Below are 21,341 nucleotides of genomic sequence, written 5' to 3' on the forward strand. Positions count from 1 at the left end.
TATGGATATTTTATCACTTTTTGTAATTGTACCTGTACTCACGGTTTTGGCTTTGGTTTTCTCCAAAGGCTTGAAACAGGCACGAATTATTTCAATGATTGGAAGTTTCATTCAACTAGGAATGGCTGTCAATCTTCTATTCGCCTATTTTAAAGAAAGAGCCGTCGATAAAAGCGTTATGCTTTTTACCCAAGATTATCTTTGGTTCAAAAATTTCAATGTGCATTACGCTATTGGTGTTGATGGAATTTCAGTAGCGCTATTGTTATTGACTTCGATAGTAGTATTGGCAGGAGTTTTTATTTCTTGGAAAACCGACGATTTGCCCAAAGAATTTTTCATTTCGCTATTGGTTTTAGCCACCGGAGTTTACGGATTCTTTATTTCCGTCGATTTATTTACAATGTTTGTATTCTACGAAATTGCCGTAATACCAATGTATTTGCTTATTGGAATTTGGGGCTCAGGGCCAAAAGAATATTCGGCAATGAAGTTGACCTTAATGTTGATGGGAGCTTCCGCAGTTTTATTGGTTGGCGTGCTGGGAATTTATTTCAATTCGAATGCCGATGGCGGAACTTTAACTTTCAATATCTTAGAAATTGCAAAAGTTCATATTCCTTTCGAAGCCCAAAAATTATTTTTCCCTTTGACCTTTGTCGGATTTGCAGTTTTGGGAGCTTTATTTCCTTTTCACACTTGGTCACCTGATGGTCATGCTTCGGCGCCAACAGCTGTATCAATGCTTCACGCAGGAGTTTTGATGAAATTGGGAGGTTATGGTGTTTTCAGAATTGCAATGTTTTTATTGCCATTGGGAGCCATCGAATGGTCTTGGTTTTTCATTATCTTATCCGCAACTGGAGTAATTTATGGTGCCTTTGGAGCTTTAAAACAAACCGATTTAAAATATATTAATGCCTATTCTTCTGTGAGTCACTTAGGAATGGTATTGTTCGCTTTATTGATGTTGAACAAAACCGCTTGGAACGGAGCCATTTTACAATCGCTTTCCCACGGATTTATGACAGCCTTGTTCTTCGCCTTGATCGGGATGATTTATGGAAGAACACACACCCGGGACATCACCAAATTGGGAGGATTACTGAAAGTGATGCCGTTTATTTCAGTCATTTATGTAATAGCTGGTTTGGCCTCATTGGGATTGCCTGGATTTAGTGGTTTCATTGCCGAAATGAACATCTTCGTCGGTGCATTCCAACACGAAGAAATGTTCTATAGGGTGGCCACCGTAATTTCGATGTCGGCAATTGTGGTAACGGCCGTTTACATTCTCCGAGTTTTGGGAATTATGCTGATGGGAGAAGTTAAAAACGAAGAGTTTTTAGACTTGCCAAAGGCGACTTGGTTCGAAATTACGGGTATTTTGCTGCTATTGATTCCAATGATCGGAATGGGTGTGGCACCGCTTTGGTTAAGCGATATGACTATGGACAGTCTCCAACCATTTATTCAAGGAGTATTAAATCATTTATAAAATAACGAAAATGAATTTGAACAGTTTTATCGCAATGAGACAAGAAATTCTCCTATTGGCAATACTATTATTGTTGATTGTGGGCGAAATTTTCATACATAAAGACAAAAAAGCAAGCATTGTGCATTTGGCCTTGTTTCTATTTGGCATTCACACTATCATAGGCTTTTTTGCCATTGAAGAAACCAGTTTATTTGGCGGAATGTTTCGCACCAATACCCTGATTCACTTCTTCAAAAATGCACTAAATATTGGTGTATTTATAGTTCTACTTCAATCAGCCGATTGGATTCAGGAAAAAATGGTGCCTTTAAATAAAGGAACGGAGTTTTTTATGTTATTATTTTCTTCTCTTATAGGAATGTATTTTATGATTTCGGCAGGCGATTTTCTAATGTTTTACATTGGATTGGAATTATCAACATTACCAGTCGCTGCATTGGTAGCTTGGGAAACTTCCAAAAGAATTTCTAGTGAAGCAGGAGTAAAATTCATCCTTTCGGCAGGATTGGCATCGGGAGTTTCCTTGTTTGGGATCTCGTTATTATATGCAGCAACAGGCTCAATTTATTTTGAAGTTATAACTGGAATCATAACTTCATCTAACCTGACAATATTAGGTTTCGTTCTGTTTTTTGCAGGATTGGCATTCAAAATTTCCTTGGTTCCATTCCACTTTTGGACAGCCGATGTTTACGAAGGAGCTCCCATTGGAGTTGCTTCCTATTTATCAGTCATTTCAAAAGGAGCAGCTGCATTCATTTTGATGATTTTATTGTTTACCGTTCTAAAACCATTGATGCACGTTTGGGAAAACATCGTTTATGTAATAGCACTTGCCACAATGTTTATTGGTAACTTGTTCGCTTTGCGCCAACAGAATATGAAACGATTCTTGGCCTTTTCATCCATTGCACAAGCCGGTTTTATCCTATTAGGATTAATTTCTGGTTCACAACTAGGAACGGCTACAGTGGTGTATTTTATAATGATTTACATCTTTACTAATTTGGCAGCTTTCGGTGTGGTGCAGGCCATTTCTTTGCAAACGGGTAAAGAAAACAGGGACGATTATAATGGATTGTACAGAACCAATCCCAACTTGAGTCTCGTGATGATGTTGGCTTTGTTCTCCTTGGCGGGAATTCCACCAGTGGCAGGATTTTTTGGCAAGTTTTTCCTTTTCGCCGCAGCGGCAAGTAAAGGCTATTACCTATTGGTTTTCTTGGCAGTTGTTAATGTAACTATCTCCCTTTACTACTATTTATTGGTGGTAAGAGCAATGTTCATCCGAAAAAGCGAGAATCCAATTCCGTTTTTCAAGAGCAAAATTTATATGAGATTGGGATTAATAATCACTGTTTTGGGTATTCTAATTCTAGGTTTATACAGCCCATTGTACGACTACATTTTTGAATTAAGCAACGTTTTTAATAAATAAGTTATGGCATCATTAGACGGAAAACATTCATTTGGAAGCATTGGCGAAACAAGAGTCACTTTTGTCGAAAAAGGCGTTGACGAAGGCCGTAGGGATTTCTTGAAACAACTCTTGGAACACAACGGCTTTGAAGTGGTACTCGAAGAAGAAAAGAAAAAAGCCGAAGAAGATCCGCAATTATACACCGTGGCCGTAACCGATATGGTTTTCAATCCCACCATCTGGATTTTCCAACGATTATTGAAAACACTCGACGGTCACAAAGTAACCCAAGACTACTGGTTTCAAAGAACCACGGAAACAAAACCACAGTATTGGAAGAATTCATAAAACTAAAAACAAACTTTTAGTGTTTTTATCTTAACTTTATACTGCTAATTCTCCAAGCAAATTGGAAAATTAGCAGTATTTTTTTACAAAAGATAAAATCAAATCATGAATTTATTCGAAGAAACCAACGATTGGGCTGAAAAACTGGCTCCAATCCTGACCAAATATAAAGGCCGAAAACAACCGTTGGACTACCATAATTTGTACCAATTAGTGGTAATGGTGGTGCTTTCTGCCCAAGATTCCGATGCCAATATCAATAAAATTGCCCCAGCTCTATTTGAAGTTTTTCCGAATATGGAAAGCCTGTCCATTTCGAATGTGGAAGCATTAATTCCTCATATTTCTAAAGTCAGGAATTTTGGCACTAAAGCCAATTGGCTGATAGAAATTGCTCAAACAATCCAGAAAGATGAAAATATTCCGCTCACGATGGACGGATTAACCGCCCTGAAAGGCATCGGTCGAAAATCCGCCAATGTCATTATGCGCGAAGCCAATGTTCCCGCAGAAGGCATCATTGCCGATTTACACGTCATTCGAGTAGCACCAAGAATTGGATTAATTCCAGAATCCAAAGACGGAATCAAAGTCGAAAAGCAATTAATGCAAGTGTTGCCAAAGGAAATTTGGGAAGAAATTGGTATGGCAATTTCGTTTTTGGGAAGGGAGATTTGTAGACCGACTCCTAAATGCCCGGAATGTCCAATTCGAGAAGATTGTCAATATCCATTAAAAACGATTTAAAAAAATATGACACGTCCCATTCCACTTTTCTCATTGGTCATTTTTCCCAATTCCGAGCAATCGACTTTGATTAAATCTTATAAACAATTGCTCAAAAATCATGTTGGCTGGTTTGGCAGTGCCAATGCAGCGGCACATATTACGGTAATCAACTTTGAAAACGAACTCTCACTTCAGCTTTATCTTGACAAGATTAGGGAATTCTGCAAGTCTGTCGTTCCACAAAAAGTGACTTTAAACGCTTGGGATTCTTTTGGAGAAAGCACCTTTTTCATTACACCAGATAAAACTTCACAACAATACCTCGATAGTCTCATTGTGGATTTGCATCAATATTTGGGTTTTAAAATCAAAAATGTTCACGCCCACTTAAGCATTGCGCGTGGACTCGATGCCAAAAAAATGAAAACAGCCTACGAACTGTTCAGAAATACTCCAATTAATTTACAATTTAACTGTGATTCATTTCACCTTAGGAGATTCAACGACCAGACTAAACAATATTCTGATATCATAGAGAAAATTAATTTCGGGAAATAGTGGTCACAATTCTAGGTTTTAGACTTGATCCAACTTTCGCAAAAATAAGAGCTATTACCCCTTAAAAGTCTAAAATTATAAAATAAAAAACTGTTATAAACCAAAAAACCCTGTTTCGTTAGAAACAGGGTTTTTCAAAAGACCCGAGGCTTTAGCCGAACTGGCGAAGCAAAGGCGACGAACCGAGCCGCTAGGCGAACACGGCGTACCTATAAACCAAAAAACCCTGTTTCGTTAGAAACAGGGTTTTTCAAAAGAAAGGCGACGACATACTCTCCCACATAACTGCAGTACCATCTGCGCAGGCGGGCTTAACTACTCTGTTCGGGATGGGAAGAGGTGAGCCCCGCCGCAATAACCACCTTAAGGTCGTTTTGCAATGGGTATTCCGACTCAATCGGAACAACATTACACAATATCTTGACATACTGAGATAAAGAATATAAAAAGTATTAGAAAGTTTCTCCCCCCGATTTGCATCGGGGGAAAAGGTGTACATAAGCTTACGGATTATTAGTACTACTCGACTATGACATTACTGCCTTTACATCTATAGCCTATCAACGTGGTCATCTCCCACGACCCTTAAAAGAAATCTCATCTTGTGGTGGGTTTCGCGCTTATATGCTTTCAGCGCTTATCCCTTCCCAACGTAGCTACTCTGCGATGCTCCTGGCGGAACAACAGATACACTAGAGGTTAGTCCAATTCGGTCCTCTCGTACTAGAATCAGATCCACTCAAATTTCTTGCGCCCACAGTAGATAGAGACCGAACTGTCTCACGACGTTCTGAACCCAGCTCGCGTGCCACTTTAATGGGCGAACAGCCCAACCCTTGGGACCTTCTCCAGCCCCAGGATGTGACGAGCCGACATCGAGGTGCCAAACCCCCCCGTCGATATGAGCTCTTGGGGGAGATCAGCCTGTTATCCCCGGCGTACCTTTTATCCTTTGAGCGATGGCCCTTCCATGCGGAACCACCGGATCACTATGCTCTACTTTCGTACCTGATCGACCTGTATGTCTCTCAGTCAAGCTCCCTTATGCCATTGCACTCTACGCACGGTTACCAAGCGTACTGAGGGAACCTTTAGAAGCCTCCGTTACTCTTTTGGAGGCGACCACCCCAGTCAAACTACCCACCAAGCAATGTCCCCCGTTTTCGGGGTTAGGCCTCAGATAAACAAAGGGTTGTATTTCAACAATGACTCCACAACGCCTAGCGACGCCACTTCACAGTCTCCAACCTATCCTACACATCATTTATCCAAGGTCAATACTAAGCTATAGTAAAGGTGCACAGGGTCTTTTCGTCCCACTGCGGGTAAACGGCATCTTCACCGTTACTACAATTTCACCGAGCTCATGGCTGAGACAGTGTCCAGATCGTTACACCATTCGTGCAGGTCGGAACTTACCCGACAAGGAATTTCGCTACCTTAGGACCGTTATAGTTACGGCCGCCGTTTACTGGGGCTTCAATTCAATGCTTCTCCGAAGATAACATCTCCTCTTAACCTTCCAGCACCGGGCAGGTGTCAGGCCCTATACTTCATCTTACGATTTTGCAGAGCCCTGTGTTTTTGATAAACAGTCGCCTGGACCTCTTCACTGCGGCCAGCATTGCTGCTGGCGACCCTTCTCCCGAAGTTACGGGTCTATTTTGCCTAATTCCTTAGCCATGAATCTCTCGAGCACCTTAGGATTCTCTCCTCGACTACCTGTGTCGGTTTGCGGTACGGGTACTTATAATCTGAAGTTTAGAGGTTTTTCTTGGAAGCCCTTAGGTGTACTATCTCTTTGTCCGAAGACGCCGAGTACTATCGTATTTCCCCAAGCCGCGTGGATTTGCCTGCGCAGCCTATAGGTAGGTACTTCAACGAACTATTCCGTCAGTTCGCGACACTTTCATCACTCCGTCACCCCATCACAATTATAACTAGTACGGGAATATTAACCCGTTGTCCATCGACTGTCCCTTTCGGGTTCGCCTTAGGTCCCGACTAACCCACAGCTGATTAGCATAGCTGTGGAAACCTTAGTCTTTCGGTGTGCGGGTTTCTCGCCCGCATTATCGTTACTTATGCCTACATTTTCTTTTCTAACCAGTCCAGCATGCTTTACAACACACCTTCTACCCTGTTAGAATGCTCCCCTACCACTTTGCAACTTAATGCAAAATCCATAGCTTCGGTAATATGTTTATGCCCGATTATTATCCATGCTCGTCCGCTCGACTAGTGAGCTGTTACGCACTCTTTAAATGAATGGCTGCTTCCAAGCCAACATCCTAGCTGTCTGGGCAGACAAACCTCGTTCTTTCAACTTAACATATATTTGGGGACCTTAGCTGATGGTCTGGGTTCTTTCCCTCTCGGACTTGGACCTTAGCACCCAAGCCCTCACTGCTGGTAAACATTATATAGCATTCGGAGTTTGTCAGGAATTGGTAGGCGGTGAAGCCCCCGCATCCAATCAGTAGCTCTACCTCTATATAACTTTATGACCAACGCTGCACCTAAATGCATTTCGGGGAGTACGAGCTATTTCCGAGTTTGATTGGCCTTTCACCCCTACCCACAGGTCATCCGAAGACTTTTCAACGTCAACCGGTTCGGACCTCCACTGTGTGTTACCACAGCTTCATCCTGCCCATGGGTAGATCACACGGTTTCGCGTCTAACACTACTGACTAAAGCGCCCTATTCAGACTCGCTTTCGCTACGGATCCGTGGCTTAACCACTTATCCTTGCCAGCAACGTTAACTCGTAGGCTCATTATGCAAAAGGCACGCCGTCACCCCACGAAAGGGCTCCGACCGCTTGTAAGCGTATGGTTTCAGGATCTATTTCACTCCGTTATTCACGGTTCTTTTCACCTTTCCCTCACGGTACTGGTTCACTATCGGTCTCTCAGGAGTATTTAGCCTTAGCGGATGGTCCCGCCAAATTCAGACAGGGTTTCACGTGCCCCGCCCTACTCAGGATACCACTATCGTTATCTTCTATTACTTATACAGGGCTATCACCTTCTATGGCTCTACTTTCCAGTAGATTCTAATTCTATCCGCAACAAATATCGTGGTCCTACAACCCCAGCATTGCCGTAACAACACTGGTTTGGGCTAATCCGCGTTCGCTCGCCACTACTTACGGAATCACTTTTGTTTTCTTCTCCTCCGCCTACTTAGATGTTTCAGTTCAGCGGGTTTGCCCACCTATCGGTGTACTATGTCTTCAACATAGTGGGTTGCCCCATTCAGGTATTTACGGATCATATCGTGTGTGCCAATCCCCGTAACTTTTCGCAGCTTATCACGCCTTTCATCGCCTCTGAGAGCCTAGGCATCCCCCATACGCCCTTATTTTGCTTATTGTACCAATCATAAATTTAATTATGACCGTTTTTGTTTGTCTTTTCTAATAAATTAGAAAAAACGCTTTCTACTTTTTATTATTTCTTATCTCAATATGTCAATGAACTTTAGATTTGTATTAAGACTTCTGTATTAAGAATTAAGACTTGCGTCTTGATACTTGATACTATCATCTTGATACTATCTTGTGGAGAATAACGGAGTCGAACCGTTGACCTCCTGCGTGCAAGGCAGGCGCTCTAGCCAGCTGAGCTAATCCCCCATTTTTTAGTGGCAGTTAACAGTTTTCAGTTAACAGTACTTAAAACGGCTTCACTCAACCTCTAAAATTTCCTTTTATTCTGAATTTATTTCAGAATCTTTAAGTCTAAAATAGTTGTCTCGGACAGACTCGAACTGTCGACCCCTACATTATCAGTGTAGTACTCTAACCAGCTGAGCTACGAGACACTCTTTTCTTAAAAATAAAACCTTTGTCAGGTTTTACGTGTATTATTTGAACTAACAGCGAGAGTAATTGAATCTTTCGATTCTTTCCAATAATATTTTTCGTCTTCTTTCCTAAAAGTGTTGCAAGCAACTAACATTTAGGCTCTAGAAAGGAGGTGTTCCAGCCGCACCTTCCGGTACGGCTACCTTGTTACGACTTAGCCCTAGTTACCAGTTTTACCCTAGGCAGCTCCTTGCGGTCACCGACTTCAGGCACCCCCAGCTTCCATGGCTTGACGGGCGGTGTGTACAAGGCCCGGGAACGTATTCACCGGATCATGGCTGATATCCGATTACTAGCGATTCCAGCTTCACGGAGTCGAGTTGCAGACTCCGATCCGAACTGTGACCGGTTTTGTAGATTCGCTCCTGGTCACCCAGTGGCTGCTCTCTGTACCGGCCATTGTAGCACGTGTGTAGCCCAAGGCGTAAGGGCCGTGATGATTTGACGTCATCCCCACCTTCCTCTCAGTTTGCACTGGCAGTCTCGTTAGAGTTCCCGACATGACTCGCTGGCAACTAACAACAGGGGTTGCGCTCGTTATAGGACTTAACCTGACACCTCACGGCACGAGCTGACGACAACCATGCAGCACCTTGTAAATTGTCTTGCGAAAAGTCTGTTTCCAAACCGGTCAATCTACATTTAAGCCTTGGTAAGGTTCCTCGCGTATCATCGAATTAAACCACATGCTCCACCGCTTGTGCGGGCCCCCGTCAATTCCTTTGAGTTTCATTCTTGCGAACGTACTCCCCAGGTGGGATACTTATCACTTTCGCTTAGCCACTGAACTTGCGCCCAACAGCTAGTATCCATCGTTTACGGCGTGGACTACCAGGGTATCTAATCCTGTTCGCTACCCACGCTTTCGTCCATCAGCGTCAATCCATTAGTAGTAACCTGCCTTCGCAATTGGTATTCCATGTAATCTCTAAGCATTTCACCGCTACACTACATATTCTAGTTACTTCCTAATAATTCAAGTCCTACAGTATCAATGGCCGTTTCCCCGTTGAGCGGGGAGATTTCACCACTGACTTATAAGACCGCCTACGGACCCTTTAAACCCAATGATTCCGGATAACGCTTGGATCCTCCGTATTACCGCGGCTGCTGGCACGGAGTTAGCCGATCCTTATTCTTACAGTACCGTCAAGTCCCGACACGTCGGGATGTTTCTTCCTGTACAAAAGCAGTTTACAATCCATAGGACCGTCATCCTGCACGCGGCATGGCTGGATCAGGCTTGCGCCCATTGTCCAATATTCCTCACTGCTGCCTCCCGTAGGAGTCTGGTCCGTGTCTCAGTACCAGTGTGGGGGATCTCCCTCTCAGGACCCCTACCCATCGTAGCCTTGGTATGCCGTTACCATACCAACTAGCTAATGGGACGCATGCTCATCTTTTGCCGTTGTGACTTTAATTATAATATGATGCCATACTATAATACTATGAGGTATTAATCCAAATTTCTCTGGGCTATCCCTCTGCAAAAGGTAGATTGCATACGCGTTACGCACCCGTGCGCCGGTCTCTTGGTCCGAAAACCAATACCCCTCGACTTGCATGTGTTAAGCCTGCCGCTAGCGTTCATCCTGAGCCAGGATCAAACTCTTCATCGTATATTGTGTGAATTAGATAATTCTAACTCTTTGTTTATTCGACTCAAATTCTAGTGGTTTTTTAAATCTTCCGATTCTCTTACTCTCTTTATTATTGTCCCGATAAATCGGGACGGCTGTCAATTCAATATGTCTAGGAACGTGTCTTTCTTTTTTTTAAGCGAGACGCGATAAATCGTCGTCTTTACTTGAGTGCCAGTCTTTCGTTTAGCGGGTGCAAAAGTAACAAAGCCTTTCCTTTCTGGCAAGCTTTTCGTGAAGTTTTTTTGAAAAATATTTTTTCCTTTCTTCTTAATTTTCTTGTCAGTTTCTCAAGGAAAATTGCTCATTTAGCGGGGTGCAAATGTAACACTCTTTTTTATTTCTCGCAAACTTTTTTTAAACCTTTTTTGAAAATAAATCTTCTCTTGATTTCTTCTTGTTTGCCAGTGTTTATAAGAACTTGTGCGTCATTGCGGGTGCAAAAGTAGTGAGTGTTTTCGATTAAACAACACCCTTTTCAATCTTTTTTAAAACTATTTTTTAATGAACTGGTTTTTCGGTATTTACAACCACTCTTTTTTGGGGATCTGCCATTTTTAGACACGCCTTTTTGGGAATTGTATCGGTTTTAGTGCGTTTTGGGCGCGCTTGTATTGAAATGGAACGCCGATTAACACGAATTCGCTAAAGCGAAAACGCAGACAAAAACGGATTTTTATCCCGAAATGACCTAAAAAACCCTTCCTCCACCCCCCCTCAAGGCAGATTCGAAGGGTATTTGGGGCAGCTCGTCCCTATTTACCATTGGCCAAGTATTGCTGCAGCTAAGCTACATAATTACTATACAGTTACTATACAGTTACCATACAGTTACCATACAGTTGCTATATATATGCTTTATCCATACTTGATCCATACTTCAGACCTACACCATCTCTATCTTTATCCCTGCTTTTGCACCATCAAAGTCAGTGCTATCAACTATACTTCAGGTGTTTTTGTTTTACAACGGCAGATTTATGGTCCAATTCACGAGCAGAAGAACTCATGGATTTCGACACTCCAAAATATATTTCTTACCGTATTTGAGGAGGATATCGATTGCTATCACGCTTCAAGTTGCTGAATTTCAGAACATTTACCCATATCCAATCACTGCTTTCTATTTCAAACATTACATCCAATGGGTTAATACATATAAGGATATGGCGGTTTTTAAAAAAGAAGAGGGGTGTCAAAACGAATGTTCCAGCCGACAGCAGTGGATAGATCTTGTAAAAACTAGTCTATATATAGTACACCCATTTAAAAACAGCCGTTGCCGTTTTCGACTGCGTTGGGGATAGCAGTGGAAATCCTTTTCTGCAGGCGTTCCGCACAAAAGATTAAAACAGCCAGCGGGATGAAGCTCCTGATTGCTTCGTTCCTCGCAAAGACACTATTATATAATGTATAAACTTGTACATATATATTGTATGTATTTTAGTAATGCGCTATATTTGCATTCACAAAATTAAAAACAATGATTAAGATTACTTTGCCCGACGGGTCAGTTAGAGAGTTTGATTCAGGCGTAACTCCAATGGAGGTTGCCAAAAGCATTAGTGAGGGATTTGCCAGAAACGTGATTTCGGCTTCTTTCAATGGTACGATTGTAGAAACCACAACTCCTTTGACGACGGACGGCAATCTTATATTATATACGTGGAATGACGAAGGCGGCAAGAAAGCTTTTTGGCATTCGACTTCACACGTGATGGCACAGGTTCTTGAGGAAATGTATCCAGGAATCAAATTAACTCTTGGACCAGCAATCTCAAATGGGTTTTACTATGACGTGGATTTTGAAGACCACAAGATCACGGATGCCGATTTCAAAAAGATAGAGGATCGTGTTCTTGAAATTTCAAGAGAGAAGCACGAATTCAAATTGCGTCCTGTTTCTAAAGCGGAAGCCTTGGAGGTTTACAAAGACAATGTTTATAAAACGGAACTGATTTCGAATCTGGAAGACGGAACGATTACTTTTTGCGACCACTCTACTTTCACTGATTTGTGTCGTGGTGGTCATATTCCAAATACCGGAATCATCAAGGCGATGAAAATTATGAGCGTTGCCGGTGCTTACTGGCGTGGTGATGAAAAGAACAAACAGCTTACTCGTGTTTATGGAATTTCGTTCCCTAAACAGAAAGACTTGACAGAATACCTGGAATTATTGGAAGAAGCCAAACGCAGAGACCACAGAAAACTAGGAAAAGAATTGGAATTATTTGCTTTCTCGTCAAAAGTGGGTCAAGGTTTACCTTTATGGTTGCCTAAAGGAGCCGCTTTGCGCGATCGTTTGGAGCAATTTTTGAAAAAAGCACAGAAGAAAGCGGGTTACGAACAAGTGGTTACTCCTCATATTGGACAGAAAGAACTATACGTGACTTCAGGTCATTATGCCAAATACGGAGCCGACAGTTTTCAACCGATAAATACTCCAGCGGAAGGCGAAGAGTTTTTATTGAAACCTATGAACTGCCCTCACCACTGTGAAATCTTCAATGTAAGACCTTGGTCGTACAAAGATTTACCGAAACGTTATGCTGAATTCGGAACTGTATATAGATATGAGCAAAGTGGTGAATTACACGGTTTGACTCGTGTTCGTGGTTTTACCCAAGATGATGCCCATATTTTCTGCACACCAGACCAATTGGATCAGGAGTTCAAAAACGTGATTGATTTAGTATTATATGTTTTTGGCTCTTTAGGGTTCGAAAACTTTACAGCACAGATTTCGTTACGTGATCAAGAAAACAGGGACAAGTATATAGGTAGCGACGAAAATTGGGAAAAAGCAGAAAATGCGATCATCAATGCCGCTGCCGACAAAGGATTGAAAACAGTTGTCGCTTATGGCGAAGCCGCCTTCTATGGTCCAAAGTTGGATTTTATGGTAAAAGACGCCCTTGGAAGACAATGGCAATTGGGAACCATTCAGGTAGATTACAACTTGCCAGAGCGTTTTGAATTGACTTACAAAGGTTCTGACGATCAATTACATACTCCCGTGATGATTCACAGAGCACCTTTTGGATCGATGGAACGTTTCATCGCCATTTTGATAGAGCACACAGCAGGAAAATTCCCGCTTTGGTTGATGCCAGAACAGGCTATTATATTGTCTTTGAGCGAGAAATATGAAATATATGCGAAAAAAGTTTTAAGTCTGCTAGAAAATCACGAAATTCGCGCCCTTATTGACAACCGAAACGAGACAATCGGGAAGAAAATCAGGGATGCCGAAATGCAGAAAACCCCGTTTATGCTGATTGTAGGCGAGGAAGAAGAGAAAAACGGCACCATATCCATACGTCGTCACGGACAAGAAGGAAAAGGGAACATTACCGTTACAATTGAAGAATTTGCTGCAATTGTAAACGAAGAAATAAGCAAAACACTAAAAGTATTTACAGTTTAACTTAAATTATAAAGTCATAGCAATAAGAAGTAATAGAGGTTACCAACCTCGAGTAGAAAAAAAGGATGCCCACAGAATAAACAATCTGATTCGTGGTGTACAAGAAGTAAGGCTTGTAGGTGAAAACATAGAGCCTGGAGTTTTTAAACTTTCAGAGGCATTAAGATTAGCCGACGAATTTGAACTGGATTTAGTTGAGATTTCGCCTAATGCAGAACCGCCTGTTTGCAAAATAATGGACTATAAAAAGTTCGTTTACATGCAAAAGAAACGTGAAAAAGAGCTTAAAGCAAAATCTACTCAAATTGTAGTGAAAGAAATTCGTTTTGGTCCTCAAACGGATGAGCACGATTATGAGTTCAAAAGAAAGAATGCAGAAAAATTCCTGAAAGAAGGTTCTAAATTGAAAGCGTTTGTTTTCTTTAAAGGACGTTCGATCATCTATAAAGATCAAGGACAAATCTTGTTACTAAGATTAGCTACGGATCTTGAAGAATTTGGAAAAGTAGAAGCAATGCCCGTTCTTGAAGGAAAGAGAATGATTATGTTTATTGCTCCGAAAAAGAAAAAATAGTAATTAGGCAACAGGCATTAGCCACTAGTTTCAAAACTAATGGCTTTTGGCTTTTGGCTTTTCACTCAAAAATAAGTAAGTAAGAATAAATTAAAAAACACTAGGAAAAAATGCCTAAAATGAAAACCAAATCTAGCGCCAAGAAACGTTTTAAAGTTACTGGTTCTGGAAAGATCAAAAGAAAACATGCTTTCAAAAGTCACATCTTGACCAAGAAATCCAAGAAACGTAAATTAGCTTTGACTCACTCAGCGCTAGTTCACAAAACAGACATGAAAAGCATCAAACAACAATTAAGAATCGTATAATTAGTATCAAGATTTGAGTATTAAGTATTAAGACTTGAATCCTAACACCAATTTATTCTTTAGGTTAAAACAATTTAAAATAACCTTGGAGTATGGCCTTAAGTTCCCTTGATTAAATTCGGGACGCCTGCTACAAAAAAAACAGAAAAATTATGCCAAGATCAGTAAATTCAGTTGCTAAAAGAGCAAGAAGAAAAAAGATAATGAAGCAAGCCAAAGGTTTCTTTGGTAGACGTAAAAACGTTTGGACAGTTGCCAAGAATGCGGTTGAGAAAGCAATGTGCTATGCTTACCGTGACAGAAAAGTGAACAAAAGAAATTTCCGCGCTTTGTGGATTCAACGTATCAACGCTGGAGCTAGATTGGAAGGAATGTCTTATTCACAATTCATCGGGAAATGCAAAGCTAACAACATCGAATTGAACCGTAAAGTTCTTGCCGATTTAGCGATGAATCACCCAGTAGCTTTCAAAGCCATACTTAATAAAGTAAAATAAACGTTTTATCAACTCAATTTAAGATTACTTACTTATATAGAAACCCAGTCGAAAGATTGGGTTTTTTTATACCCCAATTTTAAAGCCCTTACTATTTTAACAATTTTTATTATGGCCTAATATACAAATTACCTTACTTTTGAGTAAACTAAAAAATATGAAAAAATTACTACTACTAAGTTGTTTATTCCTTTCACTGACAAGCGTTACATCACAAACCTTTTCTACCGAAAAAAAGAAAGACTCTCAAGAATATACGTATGAAACGGTAAAGAATGACAAAACAGGCGTTAGAGTTTATACGCTAAAAAATGGATTGAAAGTTTATTTGGCCCAAAACACCGACGAACCAAGAATACAAACCTACATCCCGGTAAGAACAGGTTCCAACAACGACCCGTCTGACAATACCGGTTTGGCACATTACCTTGAACATATGGTTTTCAAGGGAACCGGCAAGATAGGAACCCAGAACTGGGAGACAGAAAAAAAATTGATTGCACAAATTTCTGATTTGTACGAACAGCATAAAGCAGAAACCGATCCCGAAAAGAAGAAAGCCATTTACAAACGCATCGATGAAGTTTCCCAGGAAGCCTCCAAATATTCGGTGGCCAATGAATATGACAAACTCATTTCTTCATTAGGAGCAAAAGCGACGAATGCACATACTTCTTTAAACGAAACCGTTTACAAAAATAATATTCCGGCAAACGAGTTGGAAAAATGGATGACTATTGAAAAAGAACGTTTTTCTGAATTGGTTTTGCGACTTTTCCATACCGAACTGGAAGCAGTTTATGAAGAATACAATCGTGCCCAAGACAATGATGGACGTCTGGCATACTATGAATTGATGAGCGCTTTATTTCCAACCACAGCTTACGGACAGCAAACCACCATTGGCAAACCGGAACATTTAAAAAACCCTTCGATGGTTGCCATTCACAACTATTTCAATACCTATTATGTTCCAAACAATATGGCGGTAGTCTTGGTTGGCGATCTAGATTTTGACAAAACCATAAAAATGGTGGATAAATACTTTGGAACATTTGCCTATAAAGAACTTCCAATGAAGAAACAAGTTGTCGAAAAACCTATGACTTCCATAGTTGAAAGAGAAGTAAAAAGTCCAACAGCAGAAAGATTGACGATGGCTTGGAGAACTTCTGGAGTAGGAACTAAAGAAGCCTTATTGGCAGACATCACATCCAGTATATTGTCCAACTCCGGTGATGTTGGCTTAATTGACATTGACATCAATCAAAAACAATTGGCATTGGGTGCCGGTGCCTATTCCACAACCTTCAATGATTATGGTTATCAAGGATTGGTTATATCCGTCAAGGAAGGACAGACTTTGGAAGAAGGGAAAAAACTAATGCTTTCAGAAATTGACAAAATTAAAAAAGGAGCATTTGACGAATGGATGATTCAGGCTGTAATCAACAACATGAAACTGGATCGAATGAAAAACCACGAATCGGGTGACGGATTGGCAACTTCATTATACCGATCGTTTATTGAAGGGAGAAGCTGGACTGAAACTTTATCTGAGATAAACGAATTATCGAAAATAACCAAAGCCGATGTCGTGAAATTTGCCAATGATTTTTACAAAGACAACTATGTAATTGTTTATAAAAGAAAAGGAGTCAACGACAAACTGGTTCGTGTATCCAATCCCGGCATCACCCCTGTTCAATTGAATCGAGATGCGCAATCGGAATTTTACAAAAACTTTTCCAAGTTAACCTCTACAGAATTGACACCAGTTTATGTAGATTTCAAAAAAGAAATACAAACCAAAAAAGTAAAAAATACTACTGTCAGTTTTATAAAAAACAACACTAACGCTATTTCGAACCTGTATTATATTTTCAATATGGGGTCGGATCACAACAAAAAACTATCCTTGGCAATGGGAATGTTGGACTATTTGGGCACCGACAAAATGAGTGCTGAAGACGTCAAGAAAGAGTTTTATAAAATTGGCGTTACGTATTCCGTCAATGCGGGAAGTGATTTGAGCTATATTTATCTTTCCGGTTTAGAAAGCAACTTGCCAAAAGGAATTACTTTATTGGAAAACTTGCTGAAAAATGTAAAACCAGACCAAGAAGTGTACAACACCACAGTGGCCACCATTTTGAACACAAGAGTCAATTCGAAAAAACGCAAAGAAAACATTATGATGGCATTGAGTACTTATGCCAAATACGGGAAAGATTCGCGTTTTAGAGACATTCTTTCTGAAAAGGAATTGAAAGAAATGAACGTTTCCGAACTTACGGATTTGCTAAAAGGGCTTTCGGATTATGAACACCAAATTTTCTTTTACGGAAACGATTTGAATCCAATTGTTGCCGCCTTGGAAAAAAATCACAATCTTGATGCCGGAAAAGCCATTCCAAGTCCAAAAGTATATCCTGAACCAGAAACGACCAACAAAGTCTATTTTGCCAATTACGATATGGTCCAAGCAGAAATGACCCGAATAGCAAAAGGCGAAAAATACAATTCCAATTTAACTGGAACTGTCAATGTGTTTAATTCTTATTTTGGCTCAGGATTGTCGTCCATCGTTTTTCAGGAAATCAGGGAATCTAAATCTTTGGCTTACTCCGCTCGCGCATTATACGGCATTGCCAATGAAAAAAACTTATCAGATTACATGCAGGTTTCCATTGGAACACAAGCCAACAAACTGCCTCAAGCCGTTGATGCCATCTCGGCATTGTTAACCGATATGCCAAAAATTGAAAAGCAATTCAACAACGCCAAAGATTCGAGCTTGAAACAAATTGCTTCCACCAGAATCATCAAGACCAACATTTTCTTCAATCAAATGAGCTTGAAAAAATTAGGCTTTGATTATGACATCAGAAAAAACATCTATGCAACCATTCAAAATCTTACTTTAGAAAGCACGAATGATTTTTTCAACAAGGAAGTTAAAACGAAGAAATACAACACCGCCATCATTGGCAAGAAAGAAAGCTTGGACTTTGAAGCCCTTAAAAAACTAGGTACTATTGAAGAAGTTTCGCTGGAAGAAATTTTCAATTACTAATGATTCAGAAATAATCCAATACTTTTCCACAAAAAAACCCAGTCGAAAGATTGGGTTTCTTGTTTTATTTGAGAGTAATACCATTTAGAAATATAAAATAGTTTTTTTTGTTTAACCTCACCCCGACCCTCTCCGAAGGAGAGGGAGCAAGAATTGGATTATTTTATATTTCTAAATGGTATAAAATTAGATTTTTAATCTATTTTACAAACTTTAAAATTATCAAACTGTTGATGACTTTTTGAAGTCCTGAATCCAAAAAAACCTTGTGTATATGGCTTTTCGTCTTGAAAATCCCAATATAATTCTCCATTCAAGAAATATTGAATGCGACCATTATTGACCATTATTTTTACAGAATATAATTTGTTTCCAGCCAAAAGATGCTCCTTGTCACTGTATTCCATTAAAACAGGTTTATCCTCGACACCCTTGTATTTACGGAATCGGGTGAATTTATTGTAATGTCCGCCAACACCTGCATAATACAAATTCAGGTTGTCGTAAGAAGCAAATTTTCCGTCCCTTTTTATTGCATTTGAATTTGAAGGATCAGTCGCCATCCAAAAGGCATTCAAATCAGAAACTCGATCGAAAGCACCACCTTCATCCATCACTTTTACATCGTAAGTAATCATTATATTGCCGGACAATTGGGTTTTGAACCAAATGGTTGCTCCAATGGAAGTCGAAACATCCAATTTACCATCAATTATTTTTAGGCTTGATGTTTCCGGTTTTTCAAGATCTATATTCCAATTAGCCAAATCCGTATCGAAATTGTCGGAGTAAATCAGTTTTGTTTCAAATTTTTCTTGCGAAAAAAGGAATTTTGTGGTACAACAAAAAACAAGCAATAGCAATTTAGAATTCATAAATTTTATTTTAATTATAACACGTAGAGACGGGTTTGAAACCCGTCTGTACAGAATCCCGTCTGTACAGAATCCCGTCTATACAGAAATCCTGTGTGATTGATTACAATACCAGTAGTCCAAATTCCCGCAAAGTATTCACTGGTTTGGAATACCAAAACAATTCAAAATCCTCCAAATGAGTTTCGAAATCAGATTTTATTTCTTTAAATGAATGGGTTTTCGATTGTGAAACCGATATTTTTTCAAGCATTTGGATCAACCATTCTCCCTCATTTTTTCCTGTTTGAATGCTGAAACTTTCCTTTTTGTGGTGAAAAGTCAAGGTCGCCATTTCCCAGCTATTTCCTTTTTTGGATTTTGTGAAATATTCCACAAGTGGCTTCCCTCCTAGCCAAACAATTTTGGCAGTCGGTTTTATATTGAAATCTTCGTCTTCCTCTAAAGCATTGGCAATAAAATCGGGATGGATTTTTGTTTTCGGAATTTTGAAATCGAACCATTCTTGCAATTCGTAGTCAAAACAAATGCCGTGCATAAAATTGAAAAGCGATTTCTTCAATCCAAAACTGAATTTATCGTGGTCGATTCCGGTTTTGTCCACATAATTAATATCGTTGTTGGCAAAAACCTCCCCTAACCCCTCCAAAGGAGGGGAAGTAGGAACAACACCAAATTTCTCTGGATACATTCCAACAGGACTGTGAGCCGTCATTGCAAACTGATGCCAAAATCCGGATTGCAAAACGCCCACTTCAAACAATTGACGCACCATTTCCAAGCTATCCACCGTTTCTTGAACCGTTTGCGTTGGATAACCATACATCAAATAAGCATGTACCATAATTCCGGCTTCGGTAAAATTTCGGGTAATTTTTGCCACTTGTTCTACCGTTACGCCTTTGTCAATCAATTGCAATAATCTATCTGAAGCCACTTCGAGTCCGCCGGAAACGGCAATACAACCAGAAGCTTTCAATAACAAACACAAATCGCCCGTGAAACTTTTCTCGAAACGAATATTTGTCCACCAAGTGACTGATAATTTCCGACGAAGAATTTCGAGTGCCAAAGCGCGCATCAAGGCGGGTGGCGCAGCTTCGTCCACATAATGAAAACCATTTTGTCCCGTTTGCGCCATCATTTCCTCCATTCGATCGCACAACAAATTGGCTGCAATGGGTTCGTAGATTTTTATATAATCCAATGAAATGTCGCAAAACGTGCATTTTCCCCAATAGCAACCGTGCGCCATCGTGAGTTTATTCCAACGTCCGTCGCTCCACATTCGGTGCATTGGATTCACGATTTCGATGACCGAAATATATTTGTCCAAAAACAAATCGGAATAATCGGGAGTGCCGACTTCGGATTGTTTGTAGTCGTTTCGGGTGGAATTGTTTTTGTAAACCACTTCTCCGTTTTCCAACAGGAAAGTTCTTTTGAACTCACCTGAAAAAACCACCCCGTCCTTCGGACACCCCTCCAAAGGAGGGGAATTGAAAACTAAATTACAAAGTAACTCTACTGGCAATTCCCCATCATCCAAAGTAATGTAATCGAAAAACTCAAAAACACGAGCATCGGAAAGCGAACGAAGTTCTGTATTTGGGAAACCACCTCCCATTGAAATCTTGATGTTTGGATAATGCTTCTTGACCCATTGTGCGGAACGAAAAGCCGAGTATAAATTCCCTGGAAAGGGAACAGATATCAAGAATAATTCGGGTTGGATGGTTTCGATTCTTTCTTTCAAAAGCAAAAATAAAACTTCATCTATATAAGTAGGTTCTTCCTGTAAAGCTGAATATAATTCGTCGAAAGAATTGGCAGATCGTCCCAAACGTTCCGCATAGCGACTGAAACCAAAATTGGCATCGACACATTCCACAATAAAATCGGAAATATCTTCGAGGTATAAAGTCGCCAAATGTTTGGCTTTGTCCTGAGTTCCCATTGTTCCAAAAGCCCAATCCAATTCTTCCAATTGTGCAAAACGAGAAGCTTCCGGCAAATACTCTTCCTGACAAATTTGGAGTGCCAATGTTGGGTTTTTTCCTTGGAGAAATGCAATAACCGAATCAATGGTTTTGATGTATTCGTCTTGGAGAGCGAGAATTCTTTGAGTGTTTGTGGTTTTTGGTTTATTGTTTATAGTTGCTTGACCAAAAATAGCTTCTAATCCTTCTTTCGAAAATAGTTTCAAAATCACTTCGATACCCAAATCTGCCTGTGTTGCCGAAATGTTTTTGGTATTCAAAAACCCTTTGATATAAGCAGTTGCCGGATACGGTGTATTCAGTTGGGTAAAGGGTGGCGTGATGAGAAATACTTGGGTTTTCAAAAGAATTGTTTTGTGCAAAAATAGGAGTTATTTGGGGATTTATGACAAAATGATTTCAATGTTACTATTTACTATTTGAATCTTTATTTTTGCTTCAATTTGTAGATATTTAATTACATTTGTTACTAATAAATTATTCCCTTTATATGTCCTACAATCAGTATAAAAAA

General features: G+C 40.1%; 12 protein-coding genes, 2 tRNA genes and 3 rRNA genes. 10 read left to right on the top strand and 7 right to left on the bottom strand.

The window, feature by feature from the left end; translation table 11 throughout:
• Position 1: 1 nt before the first annotated feature.
• The 5 genes from OZP13_RS11320 (at position 2) to OZP13_RS11340 (ending at position 4,556) form a co-directional block, all read left to right on the top strand.
• Positions 2 to 1,498, top strand: a complete 1,497-nt coding sequence (locus tag OZP13_RS11320) for a complex I subunit 4 family protein (RefSeq protein WP_281297206.1) — start codon at positions 2 to 4, stop codon at positions 1,496 to 1,498.
• Positions 1,499 to 1,508: 10 nt separating this feature from the next.
• The gene (locus tag OZP13_RS11325; protein ID WP_269240267.1) at positions 1,509 to 2,939 is read left to right on the top strand and encodes an NADH-quinone oxidoreductase subunit N; all 1,431 of its coding nucleotides are present in this window, start codon (positions 1,509 to 1,511) and stop codon (positions 2,937 to 2,939) included.
• 3 nt (positions 2,940 to 2,942) lie between these two features.
• Positions 2,943 to 3,269 carry a hypothetical protein gene (locus OZP13_RS11330; RefSeq protein WP_269240268.1) on the top strand — a complete coding sequence of 109 codons (327 nt, stop codon included), beginning with the start codon at positions 2,943 to 2,945 and terminating at the stop codon, positions 3,267 to 3,269.
• 105 nt (positions 3,270 to 3,374) lie between these two features.
• Positions 3,375 to 4,016: an endonuclease III domain-containing protein gene (locus OZP13_RS11335; protein ID WP_281297207.1), complete on the top strand. Its 642-nt coding sequence runs from the start codon at positions 3,375 to 3,377 to the stop codon at positions 4,014 to 4,016.
• Positions 4,017 to 4,022: 6 nt separating this feature from the next.
• Positions 4,023 to 4,556: a 2'-5' RNA ligase family protein gene (locus OZP13_RS11340; RefSeq protein WP_281297208.1), complete on the top strand. Its 534-nt coding sequence runs from the start codon at positions 4,023 to 4,025 to the stop codon at positions 4,554 to 4,556.
• 256 nt (positions 4,557 to 4,812) lie between these two features.
• Here OZP13_RS11340 and rrf read toward each other — a convergent pair.
• The 5 genes from rrf to OZP13_RS11365 all read right to left on the bottom strand — a co-directional run bounded on the left by rrf (position 4,813) and on the right by OZP13_RS11365 (position 10,046).
• Positions 4,813 to 4,922: ribosomal RNA gene (gene rrf, locus OZP13_RS11345) — 5S ribosomal RNA — on the bottom strand.
• A gap of 127 nt (positions 4,923 to 5,049) precedes the next feature.
• Positions 5,050 to 7,934 (bottom strand): 23S ribosomal RNA (locus OZP13_RS11350).
• A gap of 188 nt (positions 7,935 to 8,122) precedes the next feature.
• Positions 8,123 to 8,196, bottom strand: a tRNA-Ala gene (locus OZP13_RS11355).
• 114 nt (positions 8,197 to 8,310) lie between these two features.
• Positions 8,311 to 8,384: transfer RNA gene (locus tag OZP13_RS11360), tRNA-Ile, on the bottom strand.
• A 148-nt stretch (positions 8,385 to 8,532) separates the two neighbouring features.
• A 16S ribosomal RNA gene (locus OZP13_RS11365) occupies positions 8,533 to 10,046 on the bottom strand.
• The 16S, 23S and 5S rRNA genes sit together here with 2 tRNA genes alongside, the layout of an rRNA operon.
• Positions 10,047 to 11,550: 1,504 nt before the next feature.
• On the opposite strand from OZP13_RS11365, the gene thrS reads away from it, so the two are divergent.
• The 5 genes from thrS (at position 11,551) to OZP13_RS11390 (ending at position 17,952) form a co-directional block, all read left to right on the top strand.
• Positions 11,551 to 13,497, top strand: coding sequence for a threonine--tRNA ligase (thrS, locus tag OZP13_RS11370; protein WP_281297209.1), 1,947 nt, complete (start codon positions 11,551 to 11,553; stop codon positions 13,495 to 13,497).
• Between the two features lie 16 nt (positions 13,498 to 13,513).
• Positions 13,514 to 14,071: a translation initiation factor IF-3 gene (infC, locus tag OZP13_RS11375; protein WP_394344383.1), complete on the top strand. Its 558-nt coding sequence runs from the start codon at positions 13,514 to 13,516 to the stop codon at positions 14,069 to 14,071.
• Between the two features lie 110 nt (positions 14,072 to 14,181).
• Entirely contained in the window at positions 14,182 to 14,379 is a 198-nt protein-coding gene (gene rpmI, locus OZP13_RS11380; RefSeq protein ID WP_035623058.1) for a 50S ribosomal protein L35, read from the top strand.
• 152 nt (positions 14,380 to 14,531) lie between these two features.
• Complete coding sequence (gene rplT, locus OZP13_RS11385; RefSeq protein WP_194311600.1) at positions 14,532 to 14,876, top strand: 50S ribosomal protein L20; 345 nt, start codon at positions 14,532 to 14,534, stop codon at positions 14,874 to 14,876.
• Positions 14,877 to 15,033: 157 nt separating this feature from the next.
• Positions 15,034 to 17,952, top strand: a complete 2,919-nt coding sequence (locus OZP13_RS11390; RefSeq protein WP_281297210.1) for a M16 family metallopeptidase — start codon at positions 15,034 to 15,036, stop codon at positions 17,950 to 17,952.
• Between the two features lie 194 nt (positions 17,953 to 18,146).
• Here OZP13_RS11390 and OZP13_RS11395 read toward each other — a convergent pair whose 3' ends face one another.
• Both OZP13_RS11395 and OZP13_RS11400 read right to left on the bottom strand, forming a co-directional pair.
• Positions 18,147 to 18,827, bottom strand: coding sequence for a DUF6250 domain-containing protein (locus OZP13_RS11395; RefSeq protein ID WP_269240273.1), 681 nt, complete (start codon positions 18,825 to 18,827; stop codon positions 18,147 to 18,149).
• Positions 18,828 to 18,930: 103 nt separating this feature from the next.
• Complete coding sequence (locus OZP13_RS11400) at positions 18,931 to 21,171, bottom strand: B12-binding domain-containing radical SAM protein (protein WP_281297211.1); 2,241 nt, start codon at positions 21,169 to 21,171, stop codon at positions 18,931 to 18,933.
• Between the last annotated feature and the right edge of the window lie 170 nt (positions 21,172 to 21,341).

The sequence above is a fragment of the Flavobacterium limnophilum genome (genome assembly GCF_027111315.2).
Lineage (GTDB): Bacteria > Bacteroidota > Bacteroidia > Flavobacteriales > Flavobacteriaceae > Flavobacterium > Flavobacterium limnophilum.

Bases quoted from the DNA above. Each gene is read 5' to 3' on its own strand.
- rplT (WP_194311600.1), top strand. From the start codon at position 14,532: ATGCCAAGATCAGTAAATTCAGTTGCTAAAAGAGCAAGAAGAAAAAAG.
- rpmI (WP_035623058.1), top strand. From the start codon at position 14,182: ATGCCTAAAATGAAAACCAAATCTAGCGCCAAGAAACGTTTTAAAGTT.
- OZP13_RS11395 (WP_269240273.1), bottom strand. From the start codon at position 18,827: ATGAATTCTAAATTGCTATTGCTTGTTTTTTGTTGTACCACAAAATTC.
- OZP13_RS11335 (WP_281297207.1), top strand. From the start codon at position 3,375: ATGAATTTATTCGAAGAAACCAACGATTGGGCTGAAAAACTGGCTCCA.
- OZP13_RS11330 (WP_269240268.1), top strand. From the start codon at position 2,943: ATGGCATCATTAGACGGAAAACATTCATTTGGAAGCATTGGCGAAACA.
- OZP13_RS11340 (WP_281297208.1), top strand. From the start codon at position 4,023: ATGACACGTCCCATTCCACTTTTCTCATTGGTCATTTTTCCCAATTCC.
- OZP13_RS11325 (WP_269240267.1), top strand. From the start codon at position 1,509: ATGAATTTGAACAGTTTTATCGCAATGAGACAAGAAATTCTCCTATTG.
- OZP13_RS11390 (WP_281297210.1), top strand. From the start codon at position 15,034: ATGAAAAAATTACTACTACTAAGTTGTTTATTCCTTTCACTGACAAGC.
- OZP13_RS11320 (WP_281297206.1), top strand. From the start codon at position 2: ATGGATATTTTATCACTTTTTGTAATTGTACCTGTACTCACGGTTTTG.
- thrS (WP_281297209.1), top strand. From the start codon at position 11,551: ATGATTAAGATTACTTTGCCCGACGGGTCAGTTAGAGAGTTTGATTCA.